Below are 16,514 nucleotides of genomic sequence, written 5' to 3' on the forward strand. Positions count from 1 at the left end.
CGAGCCACCATGGCACCATGCACACGCACGCCACCCCTGGAGCCACGGACTGGCACCACGTGGCACCACATGACGCCACCCGGCGCCACCGACCCACCCCCTGCCGAGGGCCTCCCGCTGCCGGCGCCCGAGCACCGATCCGCGGAGCTGTCCTCACGCGGTGCGGCTCTCGCTCTGCTGGAGCAGGACCACCACCGCATCGGCCTCCGGTACCCCGAGCCGGCGGAACACCACCAGGGCCTCGCGCAGCTGTGCGAGGCCCTCGGCAGGCCGGCCGAGCGCGGGCAACGCCTGCCCGAGGACGGCGTGGGCCAGGCCCTGGCAGTAGGCCTTGCCCAGTTCCCGGGCGAGCTCCAGGGATCGGCCCGCGCAGTCTGCCGCGTCCTGGTGGTCGCCGAGGTCCAGCCGGCACTCCGCCAACCGGGCCAGACAGAGCGCCTGCAAGTCGCGTTGCTGCTGCGCTCGGAAGTGGCCGAGCGCCTCGCGCAGTCCGCTGACGGCGAGCGCGGTACGACCGGTGCGGCGCAGCACGCAGCCGTACTGGTAGAGCACCCGCGACAGGTCGGCGGGGTGCGAGCAGATCCGGGCCAGCCGGACCGCCTCGTCCACCGCCTCGGTGGCCTCGGCGGGCCGGTCAAGGGCGAGGTGGACCCGGGAGAGGGTCGACAGGATCCGGGACCGGCTGCCCAGGTCGGCGGTGTGTTCGCAGAGTTCCTCGGCCTGGCGGAGCAGTTGCAGCGCGGCGGCCGGGCGGCCGGTTGCGTAGTTCAGGATGCCCAGGGTGTTGGCGGTGAGCTGGCGGCAGACGGTGTCCTCGGCCTGTTCGGCGAGAGCCATGCTGTACCGCAGCTCGTCCTCGGCGAGCGGGTAGGCGTCGGTCATGTAGTGCAGGGTCCCGGAGATGTAGCGGGCGCGGGCCTCGCAGCCGGGCCGGCCCGCGCGCTCGGCGGCCGTGACGGCCAGCGCGACCAGCCGCCGGAACTCCCAGCGGTGCGCCGGGCCCTCGGTCAGGCCGAACCAGAGCAGCAGCAGGTCGACGGCGGCCGCCAGCCCGAGCGGCAGCGCGAGCGCCTGCTCGGCGGTGGCGGCGAGCAGCACGTGATCGGTGCGCAGCCAGTGCCGGGCGGCCGCCTCGTCGGCGAACGCCAGCCCCGGGGTCTGCGCGGCTTGCAGGCTGGTGTGCAGGCCGTGCCCGGGTTCCAGCAGGCAGGAGGCGTTGCGGACGGTGGCCAGCAGGTGGTGCAGCAGGCGGAGCACGGCCTGCTCCGGTTCGCGGGCCCCGACGGCCCCGACGGCCCCGACAGCCGCACCGGCCGCGGCGACCGGCCCGGCTGCGGCCGCGACGCCTCCTGCCTGCTGGCGGGCGTAGAGCTTCAGCAGGTCGTGGAAGCGATAGCGGGCGGTCCCGTGCGCCTCCAGCAGGCCCGCGTCGACCAGCTCCTCCGCGAGCGACTCGGCGGTGTCCGGGTCGTCGCCGAGCACGGCAGCGGCGGCGTGCAGCGGCAGCTCCTCGGCGTCCGGGACGGCGAGCAGGCGGAAGGCGCGGGCATGCTCGGGGGCCAGGGCGCTGTAGCCAAGTTCAAAGGTCGCCGCCACTGCGAGGTCACCGACCCGGAGTTCGTCCAGCCGGCGCCGGGTGTCGGCGAGCCGGGTGAGCAGAGCGGCGAGCGGCCGGTTCGGGCGAGCGGTCAGCCGGGCCGCCACGATCCGCAGGGCCAGCGGGAGGCGGCCGCAGACGCTCACCAACTCCAGCGCCGCCGCCGGGTCCTGCGCGATCCGCTCGGGACCGACGACGGAGCCGAGCAGGTCGAGCGACTCCGCCGTGCCCAGCGGCTCCAGGTCGACCTGCCGGGCCCCGGGCAGCAGCACGGTGCGCGAGCGGGTGGTCACCAGCACCGCGCAGCCCGGTCCGCCGGGCAGCAGCAGGCGGACCTGGGCGGTGTCGTGCGCGTTGTCGAGGACCACCAGCACGCGGCGGTCGGCCAGCAGGGAGCGGTAGTGGACGGCCCGCTGCTCGTCGTCCTCCGGGATCGCATCCGGCGCGGTGCCGAGCGCCTCGAGGAAGCGGGCGAGCACCGTGCCGGTCTGGGTCGGGGCCGGGCCCGGGCCGCGCAGGTCGGCGTAGAGCTGACCGTCCGGGAACCGGGGGCGGACCAGATGCGCGACGTGCACGGCGAGCGCCGTCTTGCCGACCCCGCCGATCCCGGAGAAGACCGAGACCGCCACCGCCGTGCGATCCGGCCGGTCGAGTGCGCCGACGACCTGTTCGACCAGCTGGGCTCGGCCGGTGAAGTCCGCGACATCCGCGGGCAGTTGCTGCGGCGGCAGGCCGGCCGTGGGCGCCGGGGGCGCGGCGATCGGACGCCCGGTGGCCCGCGCGGGCGCGGGCGCGAGTACCGCCCGGCGGGAGAGCTCGGGGTCGGCGGCCAGGATCCTGGTGCGCAGCAGACGCAGCTCCTCCCCCGGCTCGACGCCCAGCTCCTCGGCCAGCCGGCGCCGGGTGTCGGTGTAGACGGCGAGGGCCTGCGCCTGTCGGCCGCAGCGGTACTGAGCGAGCATCAGCTGGGCGGCGAACCGCTCGCGCAGCGGATGCTGGGCGAGCAGCACGCCGAGCTCGTCGGCCACCTCACCGTGCCGGCCCAGCTGCAGCGCGTTGTCCAGCAGGTCCTCCTGGGCGTCGAGCCGGAGTTCGGCGAGCCGGTCGCGCTGGCTGCGAGCGTACGGTCCGGGCAGGCCGCTGAGCGCCAGGCCGCCGGTCCAGCGGTCCAGCGCGCGGGTGAGCCGAGCGTGCGCCGCGTGCGGCTCACCGCTCTCCCGGGCCCGCGCGGCGACCCGCAGGTCCTGCTCGAAGTGGTGGACGTCCAGGGTGCTCGGCGGCAGGCGCAAGGTGTAGCCGTCCCCCACCGACACCAGAAGGGCGCCGGCCGCGCGCGGCATCCGGTCAGGCTCGAGTACCGCGCGAAGACGCCACGCGTACTGTCGCAGCACCCCGACCGCGCGGGCGGGCGGCTGCTCGTCCCAGAGCGCGTCGATCAGGTCGCGGGCGCGGACCGGCGTACCGGCGCGCAGCAGCAGCATCGCCAACATCGCCTGCTGCTGCGGTGCCCCCAGCTCCAGCGGCTCTCCGTCGAGCCGCCCGTCCGGCGGCCCGAGCAGCCGGAACCGGAATTCGCCGTGCCCCGGCGCTTCAGCGTCAGTCATGCCGCCCCCTGCGTGGCTGGTCCCCCCGGACCACGAACCGCCGGCCCCCGCCGACGGCGCGCACACCTTATCCCAGCCCCGCGCTACGCCCGTCCAGGAGGACCGGAGGCACCGGCGTTAATCGCTTGTAGATCCGCGGTGGCCAGAATGGCGCTCGTTCGACCACCGACCGCAGGAGAAAACCGCCATGACCGACAACCAGCAGACCGCCCCCGCCACCGACCTGGCCGAGTTCGAGGTGCCGCTGCGCCTGGGCCCGTCGCAGGGTGAACAGCACACCATCGTCGCCGAGGACGAGCCGCTGGACGCTTCGTCGCAGAGCTGACCCGCGCCGCCGCCGGACGGACCCACCGCCTCCCCGCGCGGGCCCGTCCGGCACCCCGCCGCCCCGAGCGGCAGCCGTCTGTCCCGACCGGAGCGCGGCAACTCGCCGCCGATCACCGGTAGATCGCCGCTCGCGAGTCTGAGTCCACCGGACGGCAGCGGCCGACCGGACGGACGGCACAGAGCGCGAAAGGCACCACGCAGATGAGCGTCACACCCCAGAACGGCCAGGTCTTCACCCTCAAGTCGGCCAACGGCACCGTCGCCGACGTCAGCTCCTCCGACACCGCGAACGGCAACAAGATCCAGGCCTGGGAGCCGAACGGCACCAAGGCGCAGACCTGGGTCTTCTGGGCCAAGGCGGACAACACCTGGCTCCTGGAGACCGGCCTGACCAACGGCACCCACGCACCGGGCCAGGCCATGGTCATGGACTACGACTACACCGCGTACAACACCCACCTGTTCAACGAGTCCGGCGACCCCAACCAGCGCTGGTCGCTGGAGGACACCGGCGACGGCTGGGTGCGGTTCCGCAACGCCCGTACCGACGAGGGCCCCGCCTACCTGACCGCGGACCGGGTCGGCAATAACCTCGGCGTGTGGAAGCTGGACGAGAGCGGCAGCGGGCAGCGCTGGCAGCTGGTGCCGGTCGGCGCGGTCGGCAGCGGCGCCCAGCAGGCCGCGCCGCCGGCGCAGCCGCAGCAGCCCTCCGGCAGCGACATCCAGGGCAGCCTGCTGACCCTGCTCAACAACTACCGGGCGAGCAAGGGCCTGGGCTCGATCCGGCTGGACGGCCGGCTCACCCCGGCCTCCACCGCGAGCAGCCAGGAGCAGGCCCGCCGCCACCAGCAGGGCCACTTCGTGCCGGTGGGCGACGTCGCGAAGACCGCCGGGTACAACGGCCGCGCCTGGGGCGAGGTGGCCGGCGGAGCCCCCGGCTTCTGGGCCACCGCCGACTCGATCTTCCAGGCCTGGGTCGACGAGCCCGCCCATGACGCCATCCTGCGCGGCAACTACTCCGACATGGGCGCCGCCCGCACCTACGCCGCCGACCAGACCCCGTACTGGTCGATGGTGCTGGCCCTCCCGATGTGAACGGCCCCAGGCGATCGAGGAACGGACGGCACGGAGGGGAGCAATGGGAACTGTCGACACGATGATCCAAGCCGCGCAGGCCGACGTCGGCTACCGCGAGGGCCCGGGCAAGGACACCAAGTTCGGCCGGTGGTACGGGATGAACGGCGAACCATGGTGTGACATGGCGGTCTCGTACTGGGGCGCGCAGAGCGGCAACAACAACGCGGTGGGCCGCTTCGCCTACTGCCCGGACCATGTGAAGTGGTTCCACGGGCAGGGCCGCTGGATCGCGGCACACGAGGACGCCCAGGCGGGCGACCTGGTCTTCTACGACTGGGACGGCGACGGCGTGGCCGACCACATCGGCCTGGTCGTCCAGCACAGCGCCGCCGGCGCCGAGCTCGCCACGGTGGAGGGCAACACCACCTCGGGCCAGGCCGGCGCCCAGGGCAACGGCGGCGGCTGCTACCGGCGCCAGCGCCCGCGCACCTGCGTGCTCGGCTTCGGCCGCCCGCAGTACACACCCTCGACCGGCCCGGCCCGCCCACTCCTGCGCACGGGCGACCACGGCCCGGACGTCCAGCAACTGCAGCAGGCCCTGATCAACCACGGCTACGGCAACTACCTCCACCCCGCCGGCGCAGACGGCGACTTCGGCCCCTGCACCGACAAGGCGGTCCGCGCCTTCCAGCACGACCAGTCCCTCCAGGTCGACGGCGTGGTGGGCCAGGAAACCCGCAGCCACCTGGGCATCTGACCCACCACCATCAGCGAGGCTGTGAGGCGCAGAGGCACGGGCCCGTTGCGGGCCCGTGCCTCTGCGTTGTGTTTGCCGGTGGTGTGGATCAGGCACGAATCTGGCACGACAGCCCCGAATTGGTCCAGACAACAAGAAAACATCAGGTCGCTGGCCTGGGGCTTTACTACAGAGCGGGCGACGAGAATCGAACTCGCGCTATAGGCTTGGGAATCTCGGACAGTGCCAAGTGACCGATGGTCATAGATCCTTGACCCCTGCTGACCTCTGCATACCGGCCGTACTCGTGCGCTAGTCGTGCGCTCACGGGCGCCGCTGCGCCGAGTGGGGCGGCGGCGACCAGAGATCCATCGTCGGGGATGAACACCTCCTCCCGTGCTGGTGCGGCCGTCACACGGTGCTGTGCCGGGGCGTCTCGGCCGCCGCTGACGGTGCGTCCGCGTGCACCGGGGTCAGCCGGGTCCTGGCGGCGAGCAGGGTCGCCGCGCCGAGGGTGGCGCCGAGGGCGCCGCAGGCCGCCGCGATGCGCAGCGTCCCGTCGGAGAGGACGACCCCGCCGACGGCCGCGCCCAGCGCGATGCCGACGCCGATGAAGGTCACCAGCCAGGCGAAGGCCTCGGTGACGGCCCCCGCCGGCGCCAACTCGCCGACGAGGCCGAAGGACACCGTCAGCAGTGGGGCGAAGAAGACCCCGGTCAGCAGGGCCAGCAGGCAGTTGCCGGCCGGACCGGGAACCAGCGCCACCAGCCAGTACGACCCTGCCATGCCCGCCGCCAGAAGGACAGCCTTGCTCGGGGCCGACGCCTTCCACCCGCTCGTGCCGACCGCGCCGTAGGTCAGCGCTCCGACGAGTGCCCCGAGAGCCGACAGGGCCAGCAGGGTGCCCGCGCCGCCCACCAGGTGGTGCTTTTCGGCGTACGCCACGGTGAAGACGTTGAAGGTCCCGACGGCCACTCCGGAGCCGACCAGGGCCACCAGCAGGAGCAGCAGTCCGGTGCTGCGCAGCGGGCCCAGCCAGTGCGGTGCGACGGGCTTGGCGGCCGGTGCCCAGGCGCGCGAGGGGGCGGCGGTGGCCATCCCGGCGGAGCCGACCAAGCCGAGGACAGCGGCAGCCCACAGGGTGTCCCGGGCCGGGGCGAGTACGACGATCCCCGCGACAACCAACGGGCCTGCGATGAAGAGCAGTTCCTGCGCGCCGGCGTCGACGGCATAGGCCGACTCGACGTCGTCCGGCTCAACCAGCTCGGGCCACAGGGTGCGCAGGCAGGGCTCCAGCGGCGGTGCGGCAGCCCCGGCCACCGCCGCCCCGGCCACGGCCGCCCACGGGGTGCCGGGGGCGGCCGCCAGCAGGGCGAACCCGGCCGCCGCCAGACAGGAGGAGAACAGCAGCGTCCGGGGCTGCCCGGTACGGTCCACCAGCCGGCCCAGCATCGGGCCGCCGATCGCGCCCGCTGCGGCGAACACTCCGGTGGTCAGGCCCACCAGCTGGTAGCCGTACCCCGCATGGCGGAGCGTCAGGGCGATGCCGAGGGCGGCCATCGCCCCGGGCAACCGTCCGACCAGCGAGCTGGAGAGCAGTCTGACGACATGAGGCCGGCCCAGGAGGGCGAGGTAGGGCATGGCTGGTGGTCTCCTTCGGTGTGTCCGCTCAGCGCAGTGAGCGGCGGATCAGCGCGGCGACCCCGTCGTCGTCGTTGCTCGGCAGCACGACCTGCGCGGCATCCCGTACCAGGGGATGTGCGTTGGCCACAGCGGCGGCGAGCCCCGCCGCGTGGAGCATCGGTATGTCATTGGGCATGTCCCCCACCGCGGCGGTCCTGGCGACGGGCACGGACAGGTGCTCGGTGAGCCAGTGCAGGGCCTGCCCCTTGTCCACCCCCCGGGCGGAGAGCTCCACGAAGCGACCGGTGGAGCGGGTGACCTCCAGCCGGTCGCCGACCAGGTCGACAATGGCGCGTTCGAGCGCCTCCGTCGTCAGCTCGCCGTGGATCGCCAGGAGCTTGACCACCGGATCGTCGGGGTGGATCGCCGCCCGCGCCGAGCTCACCGGTTGGTGCGGCCAGCAGTCCTGGACGAGGTCGGCGAACTCCTTCTCCAGGTAGAGGCCTCCGATCGACTCGACCCCCATGACCAGGCCGGGCATCGCGGCCTGCAGCACAGAGACCACCGAGGCGCACTCCGCCGGGTCGAAGCCCCGGCACAGCAGCGGCGAGCCGGTCTCGGCGTCGACGGCCACGGCGCCGTTGCTGCACACCACGGGCCCGGTCAGTCCGTAGCGGCGGGTGAGTTTCAGGGCGTCGCGCACCGGTCGGCCGGTGACGCAGACAACGGCGATCCCCGACCGCTGCGCCGTCGCGATGGCCTCAAGACTCCCTGGGCTCAGCTCGCCCCGGGAGTCGAGCAGCGTGCCGTCCAGATCCGTGCAGATGAGCTGAACCAGGTTCACGAACACTCCCGTCCCTCTGCTCGGCCGAACGGTCGAGCACCTCGTCACTGTGGAGGCCGACGTGGCGTCACCGGGATGAGGTCATCCGGTGATCCTTTGCACCAGGTCGGTCCAGGCCGCCACTATCTCGTGTGCGGAGGCACCCTGGCGGAACAAGTCCTTGTCCAGTGGCCTGCCCTGGGGGTCGCGCAGGCGCATGCAGTCGGGGGAGATCTCCGAGTTGATCACCGGCTGCCCGTCCTGGCCGTCGCCGATGACCAGGCAGAAGTCCCACAGGTCGAGCGGGGCGAGCCAGTCGCGCAGCGCCTCGTTGCAGGCCAGCGCCGTGCGACGGTACGCGTCGGTGTCGACGCCCAGGGCCTTGAGGTAGTCCTCGCCGATCGGCTGGTCCTCCGGGTCCACCCGGAAGTCGAACTTCACCACCGGCGGCTCGAAGCGGTACCCCTCGGCGAACAGGCCGGGGTACTTGATGGTGGTGGACCCGGTCGCGATGTTCTTGACGATGACCTCGAACGGCGGCCCAGGCACGTAGTCGGCGAGGTAGGAGTTGTCGCTCAGGCGCTCCCGGAAGACCGTCCTGATCCCCCGCTCTGCCAGCCGGGCGGCCGCCGCCTGGTAGAAGTCCAGCCGCAGCTTGGCGGTCGCCGGGATCAGCTCGTCGCGGTCGTAGGTGAAGCTGCGCAGGCTGGGGATGATCTCGATCTCGCAGGTGCCGTCGTCCCGGCGCCACAGTCGCTTGCTGCGCCCGACGATGTCCGGGGCGCCCCGGACATCGTCGGCAGGCTCGGGCAGCGCCGGCTGCTCCTGGGCCGCCGCGGCCTGCGCCTTCAGCTCGGCGAAGCCCGGCTTGATCACGTCGTTGATCATGGCCAGCCGCTCGTCGAACGGCAGGAACGAGGACTTCATCGCGTTGATGGTGAACCACTGCACATCGTCGAGGGTGTAACCGAAGGCCGCGTGCAGCTCCTCGAACTCACGGCTCACGCTCGTCCTGCTCATCAGCCGATTGTCGGTGTTGACGGTCACCCGGAAGCCGAGCTCGCGCAGCACCCCGACGGGGTGTTCGGCGTACGAGGGGGCCGCGCCGGTCTGCAGGTTGGACGTCGGGCACAGCTCCAGCGGGATCCGCCGGTCGCGCACGTAGGCGGCGAGCTCCCCGAGCGTCGCGGTGCCGTCATCGGCCACCTTGATGTCGTCGATGATGCGCACACCGTGGCCGAGCCGCTCAGCGCCGCACAGCTGCAGCGCCTCCCAGATGGATGGCAGGCCGAACGCCTCGCCCGCGTGGATGGTGAAGTGCGCGTTCTCCCGCTTCAGGTACTCGAACGAGGAGAGCTGCCGGGACGGCCGGAACCCGGCCTCGGCACCCGCGATGTCGAATCCGACGACGCCCGCGTGCCGGTTCAGCACGACCAGTTCGGCGACCTCCCGGGCGCGGTCGGCGTGCCGCATGGCGGCGAGCAGGGCGCCCACCCGGATGCTGTGCCCGGCGGCGGCGGCCCGGCGCTCCCCCTCGCGGAACCCGTCCAGCACCGCCTCCACCACCTGACCGAGGGTCAGGCCGTGCTCGACGTGCAGCTCCGGGGCGAACCTGACCTCGGCGTAGACGACGCCGTCGGCCGCCAAGTCCTCGGCGCACTCCGCCGCGACCCGGAACAGGGCCTCGCGGGTCTGGGTGACGCCCACCGTGTGCCGGAAGGTCTCCAGGTAGCGCTCCAGCGACCCGGAGTCGGCTGCGGCCTGGAACCAGGTACCCAGCTCCTCGGCATCGGTCGTCGGCAAATCGCCGTATCCGCACTCCCGCGCCAGTTCGACCACGGTCAGCGGCCTCAGCCCGCCGTCCAGATGGTCGTGCAGCAGCACCTTCGGTGCGCGACGGATCTGCGACGAAATCGACGTGCCCACAGCTGAGTTCGTAAGTGACATGACGAGAGCCTAGGATCCACGCGCGTAGAGCTCAAGGGTGCTCAGTGCTCGTGGCGAGAGGGCGGCGGCCGAAGCCACCGCCCTCCGGAGCCTGTTCTGTCAGCCTTGCCGCAGGGTCGCCGACGGCGCCCCTCCTGCGGCGGGGTCATCGTCGAGCGCCAGCCGCAGCGCCACCACGGCACCGTCCCGCAGCCACACCAGGACATCCGCCGCCCCGATCAGCCGACGGTGGGCCATGCCCGAGGTGAGCCGGATCCAGACCCAGCCGCTGTCGGTGTCGAGCAGCCAGGAGCTCCCGTTGTCGCGCTCCGTGCTGTTCCACGAGAAACGCGGGCGCAGGGCACGGGGAACGACCACCGCCAGCTCGTCGGGCACATCATGGAGATCGACCGACATGGGGCGCCCGTCGCTGTCGAAGGTGAGCCAGACCAGCCCTGTGAAGCTCAGCAGGGCGACGCCGTCCGCATGTTCGTCGCAGGGCTCGCCCACCACGAGGGAGCGTTCCCGGGGATCCCAGTGCACCGGCGCGGTCACGGCGATGCTGCCCGCTACCACGACAGGAAGTCCAGGATGTCCGTCACGCAGTCGGCCATCGGACGATCGGTCGTGTCGAGCAGGAGCGTGTCGGGCGAGAGCTCCACATGGGACCTGTACAGCTTCTGGTAGTACTCGTGCTCCTCGAAGTCGCCCGGATCCTCGCCGCGCTCCGCGAGACGCTCCATGACCACCCGGGTGTCGGCGTGGCAGAGCACGGTCGGGCACAGCGGGTACCAGGCCTGCCAGTGGCTCTCGGGAAGCACCGTGAACATCGTGCTCCAGCACCGGTCGAACAGCACCGGGTGCTCCGGGTCGGTCCGCTCCAGCACGCGTTCGATGCTGGAGCGGGCCAGCACATCGGCTTCCTCGAAGCGCTTGCTGCCCCACAGCCACGCGATGTGGTCCCCCAGGCTGTCGGGGTAGGGCTTGACGACCTGCGCGCCGACCCGGTCGGCCACCGCGCGTGCCAGGGTCGACTTCCCGCAACCGTCGTGTCCGTCCAGAGCCGCGTACCGGCGTTCCGTGATCATCTCTGTCTCCTTCGTTTCGGCAACAACCCCATCGGTGTTGCCCGGTCAGACCCGCTGCAGGCGAGCGATCCCGTGCTCCTGCCCCTGCTCCAGTACGGCGGGCCGCACCTCGATCTCGCCGACCGCGAGATCGGCCGGCATCCGGTCGACCAGGCCGACGACGAGCGAGCCGAACGAGTCGGTGGAGATCTTGGTCGGCGAGTCGTCCCACGAGCGGTTGGCGATCGCCCCCGGCGAGACGAGCACGGCGCGCACGCCGTTCCCGCGCTCCTCCAGCAGCAGGACCTCCACCAGCGCCTTGAGGCCGGCCTTCGTCGCGCTGTAGGCGGCGCCGCCCTCGAAGTACCGGGTCGCCGCGTGGCTGCCGATGAAGACGTACATGCCGCCGGACTCGCGCAGCATCGGGAGCGTGCCGCGGGTCAGCAGCGCCGGGGAGACGAGGTTGGTGGACACGCTGGCCGCCCACGACTCCTCGTCCAGCTCCGCCATGGTCCCCAGCCGGCGAACCGCCGCGTTCCAGATGCACACGTCCAGCCGGTCGGTGCGTCGGCGCACCTCGGCCAGCGCCTCGACGAGCGCGGCCGGGTCGGAGAGATCACAGATGATCTCGCCGAGTTCCGGGGCACCACCGGGTGTGCGGTTCAGCGAGATGACGCGGTAGCCCGCCGCATGGAGCGCCCGGGCGATGCCGTTTCCCGCTCCGCGGTTCGTGCCGGTCACCAGGGCGACGCGCTGCTCACTCACGGCCTGCTCCCTCACGGCCTGCTCCCTTGGTCGGTTCCGGCGGACGCCGGCTGCGGACGTGCGGCCAGCGCCGCGTTGGCGTAACGGTCGTCGCCGGTGACCTCGGCGCCGAGCCAGCCGGGAAGGTCGGCCTCGGTGGACTCGCCGTGGTACTCGACCTCCGCGAGGACGAGCCCCTGGTGGTCGCCGCCGAACTCGTCGACGATCAGCTGGTAGTGCTCGGATCCGCAGACATGGCGTAGCTTGTCGATCCGGCCCGACAGACAGAGCTGCTCCAGCATCTCAACCGCGTCGGCCACCGGGACGGGGTACTCGTACTCCGCGCGGCAGATTCCGCGCCGGGCGCCCTTCACCGTCAGGTAGCCGGCGCTGTCGTCGACCACGCGGACCCGGACCACCCGCTCGAGGTCCCTCGACAGGAAACCCTGGCGGATACGGTGCACCGAGACGACCTCGGCCCGCCACTCGTCGCCGGGCACCAGAAACTTGCGCTCTCTCTCAACACCCATGCCGCTTCCCTTCGTGTCGTCGTCGTCCGGTCTCGTGCGCGCGCAGCCACAGCCCGAGCAGCAGCGCACCGGCCCCGCCGGCCGCGAGGACTCCCCAACTGCCCATCGGCCCCGCCAGCGCCACTGCCGTACTGCCGACCGCCGGACCGGCCAGCGTTCCCAGACTCCATGCCGAACCGGAGGTCCCGGTCGCCCGCGCGGCCGCACCCGGTGCGACCAGGCCGACGATCAACGGGGTCAGGGACGAGGCCACCACCACCTCCCCTGCGGCGAAGACCACCGCGAAACACATCAACAGGCCCTTGCTGCACCAGAACTGGCTGTCGGACAGGCCGGTCGCCAGCAGACCGAGCGCGTACGCGGCCACCCAGAGCCCGGCGCCCAGCGCCACCGCCCCGGCGTTGCCGAACCGGTCCACCCGCGCCCGCAGGAGGCGCTGCAGCAGGACGACCGCGACGGCGTTCACCACCGTCACGACGGTGACCATGGACAGGCTCTCGTGAGCCAGCCGCCGCAGGATGAGCGGGACGGTGGACTCCAACTGCACCGCGCCAAAGGCCGACATCAGGAACGTCACGGCCAGTGCGATCCCGAACGCACGCGACCAGACGGACGACCGTCCGGCGCTCTCCTCGGAGGCTGCCGAGGGCTCCGCGGCCTCCCCGCTGTCGCCGTGCCGCCACACCCAGAGGATCACCGGGACGAAGCTCACCGCGTTCGCCAGGAAGAGGATGGACGGCGCCACCCGCACGACCAGTAGGCCCGACAGGCCCGCCCCCGCGGCGATGCCGAGGTTGATCACGGTGTACCGGAACCCGAAGGTGCGCTTGCGCAGCTCCTCCGGAACGCCACTCAGGATCGTGCTGAACAGCGCGGGGAAGAAGAGCGAGCTGCCGAGACCGGAGAGCGCGGCGACGACCATGACTTGGGGCAGGCCCCAGACGCACGCCATGGTCGTCCAGGCGGCGATCTGGCAGGAACCGCCGACCACGGCCGTCAGCCGCGCTCCGAAGCGGCTGGCCAGCGAGCCCCCGAGCGGTCCGAAGACGCCGGCGGCCACGGCGAACGTCCCGTAGAAGAGCGCCACCGCCGGGACCCCGAGCCGCAGGTCCGTCGCGATGTGGATCGCGGTGACCGGGTAGACGAGTCCCGTGCCGACCGCGGAGACGAAGGTCGCGATCCACAGGGGCCGAAAGGCCGCGCGCTGCTCCGCCGCGGACTGCCGGACGTGAGTGGCCGTCTGGGGCACCGGGTCGCCTAGGCCTTGACCGTGAGCAGGCCGGCCCCGACGAAGTCGTCGAGATAGGCGGCCACCTCGGCCTCGGTGACCTCCGCGCCGCCCGAGCGCAGCTGATCGACCGTCAGGGAGACGGCCTCGGCGCGGGTTCGGCCGTGGGCCAGCCCGAGCAGCAGCAGGCCTTCCCGGCTGATCTCGGCCGCGTCGCCGACACCGACGTAGACCAGGACGGAGTCCCGCAGCGGGACAGCGCAGGCTATCGGCTCACGGGACAGCGCGCCCGGGGCGACGCTGCGCCGCAGCGGGTACGCCGCGCCGGTGATCGCCTGGATCAGCAGGTCCTGGCAGACCGCGAGGGACTCCCCGAAGACCACCGGGTCGCCCGGCGCCGCCTCAGGGGACGGCAGCGGAATCGGCGACCCGAAGGTCCGCGCCCACCGGGCCCAGACCCACTTGTGCCCGAGATAGAGGTCCCCGCGCGACGCCAGGAGGGCCTCGGCGGCGGAGAGCGAGGCGGCCCGCACGGCCCAGGACGCGGCATCCAGATCGCCGACGGCGTGGAAGCCGTGCGCGTCCTCCAGGGCGTTGTGGATCTCGAAGGACATGACGCCGACCATGGTCCTGACGATCTCGGAGATCGACTCCTCGGCGAGGTCCTCCAACGCCTTGAGGGAGCCGTCGTCCACGACGGTCGCACCCAGCAGGAAACGCACCAAGGGGTCCAGCGACTTCCGCCCGACCGCCGTGAGAATTCCGAGGTCGTCGCGGTCCGCACGATAGTCGGAGAGTTCGGCGAGCAGCGCCCGGAGCGAGCCGACGCTCTGGTACCCGATATCGTACCGGCGCCCGTCGACGAATATCTGCCGGGCCGCGGACGGCGTGCCGTCGGCGACCACGAAGTAGACGTCCACATCGGACATCGGGGTCCCGAGTCCGGCTGCGAGCGCGCCGCCTATGTAGGCTGCCGTCACCCCTTCCGCCCGGGCCAGGGAGAGAACGGCCCCGCGCGCCCGATCGAGCTCTTCGGGGAATCGGGGAAGGTATTTCGTCGTCATCTCGCGCCCTCCTTGTCCAGGCAGAATTCCGCAATGCCGGCATACCGGCGGGCGCGGTAGTCCAGCCACCACGCCCGCCCTGTGCGGCACAACGTCAGCTGACGCCGTGAGCAGCCTTGACCTTGACCATCGCGAGCTTGATACCCATTTTCCTGCACCCCATTTCACAGATGGCAGACGAACAGAACACCCTCGGTTCGGATGATCCGACGCCCGCCTCGTCGATTTGAATAATCTATCGACCTCGGCACCGGACCGGCAGATGTTCCCCGGATCAAGCACCGATTCTCGACTGCCCGGCGATACTTTTCAGGCTCTTGGCGAACTGGTCCCAGGAGCGGCTGTAGGAAATGGCGATTTCCAATACCAGGTCGACGCAGTGCGGGGGGACCGCGGCCAGCAGCTCCTGCCATTCGGCGGGCTCGATCGCGTTGGCGGAGAGTCTGCGGAGCAGCCCCCGGCCGACCTCGGAGAACTTCAGGGAGGGATCGCTGGCCAGCGCCTGGATCACCATCCGCTCGTCCCGGGCGGATGCGCGCGCGGGCGGCGACGACTGCCGGGAGCCGGCCACCTCCTGGCGCACCCGGCGGGCCGTCCCCACCGAGACGCCGCTCAGCCGGGCCACCTCGCGCAGTGAGGTCTCGGGATGGTTGGTGATCAGCTCGACCGCCGCGCGCCTGTGCTCGGCCGAGCACAGCGGATGGCTCCGCCCGTCCTGGCCGATCCGAGTGTGCAACTGGGGAATCTCCTCAGCTGCACGCCGCCGCACCGCGCCCGCTGTCTTCGGGGAGAGCCCCACGATCTTGGCGATCATCCGGTCCGACCACTCCGGATGCACCGTCAGGATCCGGGCCGCGGCGGCCTTGCGGTCGCTCAGCGACAGCGGAAGGCCGTGTGCGATGTTCTCCCGGACCGCGCGAACAAAGATCTCGTCGTCGGGGCCCTCGACATAGGCCACCTCGATCTCGGCATCGCCGCGGAACTCGGCCGCACGCAGCCGGTGCATACCGTCGACCACCCGCATGGTGCTCTGCTGCACGAGAATCGGCGGCAGCTGCCCGCCGCACTCCGCAAGCAGGCGGACATGGGCCTCGTCCTCGCCCGCGAGCCGGGGCGAATGCCCCGGCCGAAGTAATCCGAGGGGCACGTACTCCGTGGCTGTTGTCGCAACGGTGCGGGCAGGACTGTCCACACCGTGCGCCGTTTCCTGGTGAATGGGGTCACCTCTCTAGTGCGGCCGGCGGGGCGTCCAACCGGCCGTCAGGCAGCGCTCGGGACGGGCGACACCTGAGCACGGCGAGGCGAAGTGGCGGCGCCTGCCCATGACCTTGACTGTTGACGACTGATCCGCTCTGTCCGAATGCCGGTGCGCCCCCCTCGCTCGCAGCCGAGCAGCCAGTGGCCACCCGGCCTGCTCAGCTACTGCTCAGCCACCGGAGACCATCGTGATCAGCTCGGTCCAGCGGTCGAGGATCTGCTCGCGATTCGCGCCCTGGCGGAACATGTCCTTGTCGTAGGGCAGCCCGTCGGCGGACTTGAGGCGCATGCAGTCGGGGGAGATCTCGGAGTTGACCACCAGGCCGTGCTCTTCGTCCGGCGCAATCACCACACAGAAGTCCCACAGGTCGAGCGGGGCGAGGAGCTCGCGCAGGACTGTGTTGCAGTCCAGGGCGACCCGGCGGTAGTGCTCGACGTCGACACCGAGCAGGCGGAGGTAGTCCTCGCCGATCGGCTGGTCCTCCGGGTCGATCCGGTAGTCGAACTTCACCACCGGGCGGTCGAACACCTGGCCCTCGGTGAAGAGTCCGGGGTACTTGCGCATCGTCGAACCCGTGGCCCGGTTCTTGACGATGACCTCGAAGGGCGGCGCCGGCCGATAGTCCGCCAAGTAGCTGGCTGGGCCGACCCGTTCACGAAAGACGGTGTGCACACCGCGTTCGGCCAGTCGGGCCGAGACGTACTCGAAGAAGTCGAGACGCAACTCGGCCGTGCCGTCGATGAGTTCGTCTCGGTCATAGGTGAAGCTGCGGAGCGAGGGGATCATCTCGATCACGCAGAGGTCTGATTCGAGATGCCACAACCGCTTGCTGTGGCCCTCGATGTCCGGAGTCCGGGACGTCGCAGAAGCCGCGTCTATTGAAGCCACTTGACCCTCTCACGCGTTCGGG

The 16,514-nt window shown here is 71.6% G+C and carries 15 protein-coding genes and 1 pseudogene; 3 read left to right on the forward strand and 13 right to left on the reverse strand.

Annotated features, from left to right (window positions below):
• Positions 1–153 precede the first annotated feature (153 nt).
• Complete coding sequence (locus tag P3T34_RS19735) at positions 154–3,201, reverse strand: BTAD domain-containing putative transcriptional regulator (RefSeq protein WP_280667350.1); 3,048 nt, start codon at positions 3,199–3,201, stop codon at positions 154–156.
• 187 nt (positions 3,202–3,388) lie between these two features.
• Here P3T34_RS19735 and P3T34_RS19740 point away from each other — a divergent pair, with 187 nt between their 5' ends.
• From P3T34_RS19740 to P3T34_RS19750, 3 genes are all read left to right on the forward strand, one after another.
• Positions 3,389–3,526 (forward strand): hypothetical protein, encoded by a 138-nt coding sequence (locus P3T34_RS19740; RefSeq protein ID WP_280667351.1) that lies wholly within the window; start codon positions 3,389–3,391, stop codon positions 3,524–3,526.
• Between the two features lie 203 nt (positions 3,527–3,729).
• Positions 3,730–4,623, forward strand: a complete 894-nt coding sequence (locus P3T34_RS19745; RefSeq protein ID WP_280667352.1) for an RICIN domain-containing protein — start codon at positions 3,730–3,732, stop codon at positions 4,621–4,623.
• 43 nt (positions 4,624–4,666) lie between these two features.
• Entirely contained in the window at positions 4,667–5,362 is a 696-nt protein-coding gene (locus P3T34_RS19750; RefSeq protein WP_280667353.1) for a peptidoglycan-binding domain-containing protein, read from the forward strand.
• Between the two features lie 390 nt (positions 5,363–5,752).
• Here P3T34_RS19750 and P3T34_RS19755 read toward each other — a convergent pair whose 3' ends face one another.
• From P3T34_RS19755 to P3T34_RS19810, 12 genes and pseudogenes are all read right to left on the reverse strand, one after another.
• Positions 5,753–6,982: an MFS transporter gene (locus tag P3T34_RS19755; RefSeq protein WP_280667354.1), complete on the reverse strand. Its 1,230-nt coding sequence runs from the start codon at positions 6,980–6,982 to the stop codon at positions 5,753–5,755.
• A 28-nt stretch (positions 6,983–7,010) separates the two neighbouring features.
• On the reverse strand, positions 7,011–7,808 hold the full coding sequence (locus P3T34_RS19760) for an HAD family hydrolase (RefSeq protein WP_280667355.1): 798 nt from the start codon (positions 7,806–7,808) through the stop codon (positions 7,011–7,013).
• A gap of 81 nt (positions 7,809–7,889) precedes the next feature.
• Positions 7,890–8,639 carry a phosphoribosylaminoimidazolesuccinocarboxamide synthase gene (locus P3T34_RS19765; protein ID WP_280672237.1) on the reverse strand — a complete coding sequence of 250 codons (750 nt, stop codon included), beginning with the start codon at positions 8,637–8,639 and terminating at the stop codon, positions 7,890–7,892.
• A pseudogene (locus tag P3T34_RS19770) lies at positions 8,628–9,734 on the reverse strand (adenosine deaminase); the annotation flags it as partial. The pseudogene P3T34_RS19770 and the gene P3T34_RS19765, both read right to left, overlap by 12 nt.
• A gap of 99 nt (positions 9,735–9,833) precedes the next feature.
• The gene (locus tag P3T34_RS19775; protein WP_280667356.1) at positions 9,834–10,289 is read right to left on the reverse strand and encodes a hypothetical protein; all 456 of its coding nucleotides are present in this window, start codon (positions 10,287–10,289) and stop codon (positions 9,834–9,836) included.
• Entirely contained in the window at positions 10,283–10,801 is a 519-nt protein-coding gene (locus tag P3T34_RS19780) for a hypothetical protein (protein WP_280667357.1), read from the reverse strand. Before P3T34_RS19780 ends, P3T34_RS19775 begins: the two co-directional genes overlap by 7 nt.
• A 45-nt stretch (positions 10,802–10,846) precedes the next feature.
• On the reverse strand, positions 10,847–11,545 hold the full coding sequence (locus P3T34_RS19785) for an SDR family NAD(P)-dependent oxidoreductase (RefSeq protein ID WP_280667358.1): 699 nt from the start codon (positions 11,543–11,545) through the stop codon (positions 10,847–10,849).
• An 11-nt stretch (positions 11,546–11,556) separates the two neighbouring features.
• Positions 11,557–12,054, reverse strand: a complete 498-nt coding sequence (locus P3T34_RS19790) for a CYTH domain-containing protein (RefSeq protein WP_280667359.1) — start codon at positions 12,052–12,054, stop codon at positions 11,557–11,559.
• Positions 12,044–13,303, reverse strand: coding sequence for an MFS transporter (locus tag P3T34_RS19795; protein ID WP_280667360.1), 1,260 nt, complete (start codon positions 13,301–13,303; stop codon positions 12,044–12,046). The genes P3T34_RS19790 and P3T34_RS19795 overlap by 11 nt, the downstream gene beginning before the upstream one ends.
• 8 nt (positions 13,304–13,311) lie before the next feature.
• Entirely contained in the window at positions 13,312–14,346 is a 1,035-nt protein-coding gene (locus P3T34_RS19800; protein ID WP_280667361.1) for a hypothetical protein, read from the reverse strand.
• A 274-nt stretch (positions 14,347–14,620) separates the two neighbouring features.
• Complete coding sequence (locus P3T34_RS19805) at positions 14,621–15,538, reverse strand: ParB N-terminal domain-containing protein (RefSeq protein WP_280667362.1); 918 nt, start codon at positions 15,536–15,538, stop codon at positions 14,621–14,623.
• A gap of 234 nt (positions 15,539–15,772) precedes the next feature.
• Positions 15,773–16,492 carry a phosphoribosylaminoimidazolesuccinocarboxamide synthase gene (locus tag P3T34_RS19810; RefSeq protein ID WP_280667363.1) on the reverse strand — a complete coding sequence of 240 codons (720 nt, stop codon included), beginning with the start codon at positions 16,490–16,492 and terminating at the stop codon, positions 15,773–15,775.
• Positions 16,493–16,514: the final 22 nt, after the last annotated feature.

The sequence above is a fragment of the Kitasatospora sp. MAP12-44 genome, from assembly GCF_029892095.1.
Classification (GTDB): domain Bacteria; phylum Actinomycetota; class Actinomycetes; order Streptomycetales; family Streptomycetaceae; genus Kitasatospora.

What these genes read in the sequence shown, in the direction of transcription:
- P3T34_RS19750 (WP_280667353.1), top strand. Translation starts at nt 4,667, where the DNA reads ATGGGAACTGTCGACACGATGATCCAAGCCGCGCAGGCCGACGTCGGC.
- P3T34_RS19800 (WP_280667361.1), bottom strand. Translation starts at nt 14,346, where the DNA reads ATGACGACGAAATACCTTCCCCGATTCCCCGAAGAGCTCGATCGGGCG.
- P3T34_RS19745 (WP_280667352.1), top strand. Translation starts at nt 3,730, where the DNA reads ATGAGCGTCACACCCCAGAACGGCCAGGTCTTCACCCTCAAGTCGGCC.
- P3T34_RS19735 (WP_280667350.1), bottom strand. Translation starts at nt 3,201, where the DNA reads ATGACTGACGCTGAAGCGCCGGGGCACGGCGAATTCCGGTTCCGGCTG.
- P3T34_RS19740 (WP_280667351.1), top strand. Translation starts at nt 3,389, where the DNA reads ATGACCGACAACCAGCAGACCGCCCCCGCCACCGACCTGGCCGAGTTC.
- P3T34_RS19790 (WP_280667359.1), bottom strand. Translation starts at nt 12,054, where the DNA reads ATGGGTGTTGAGAGAGAGCGCAAGTTTCTGGTGCCCGGCGACGAGTGG.
- P3T34_RS19780 (WP_280667357.1), bottom strand. Translation starts at nt 10,801, where the DNA reads ATGATCACGGAACGCCGGTACGCGGCTCTGGACGGACACGACGGTTGC.
- P3T34_RS19755 (WP_280667354.1), bottom strand. Translation starts at nt 6,982, where the DNA reads ATGCCCTACCTCGCCCTCCTGGGCCGGCCTCATGTCGTCAGACTGCTC.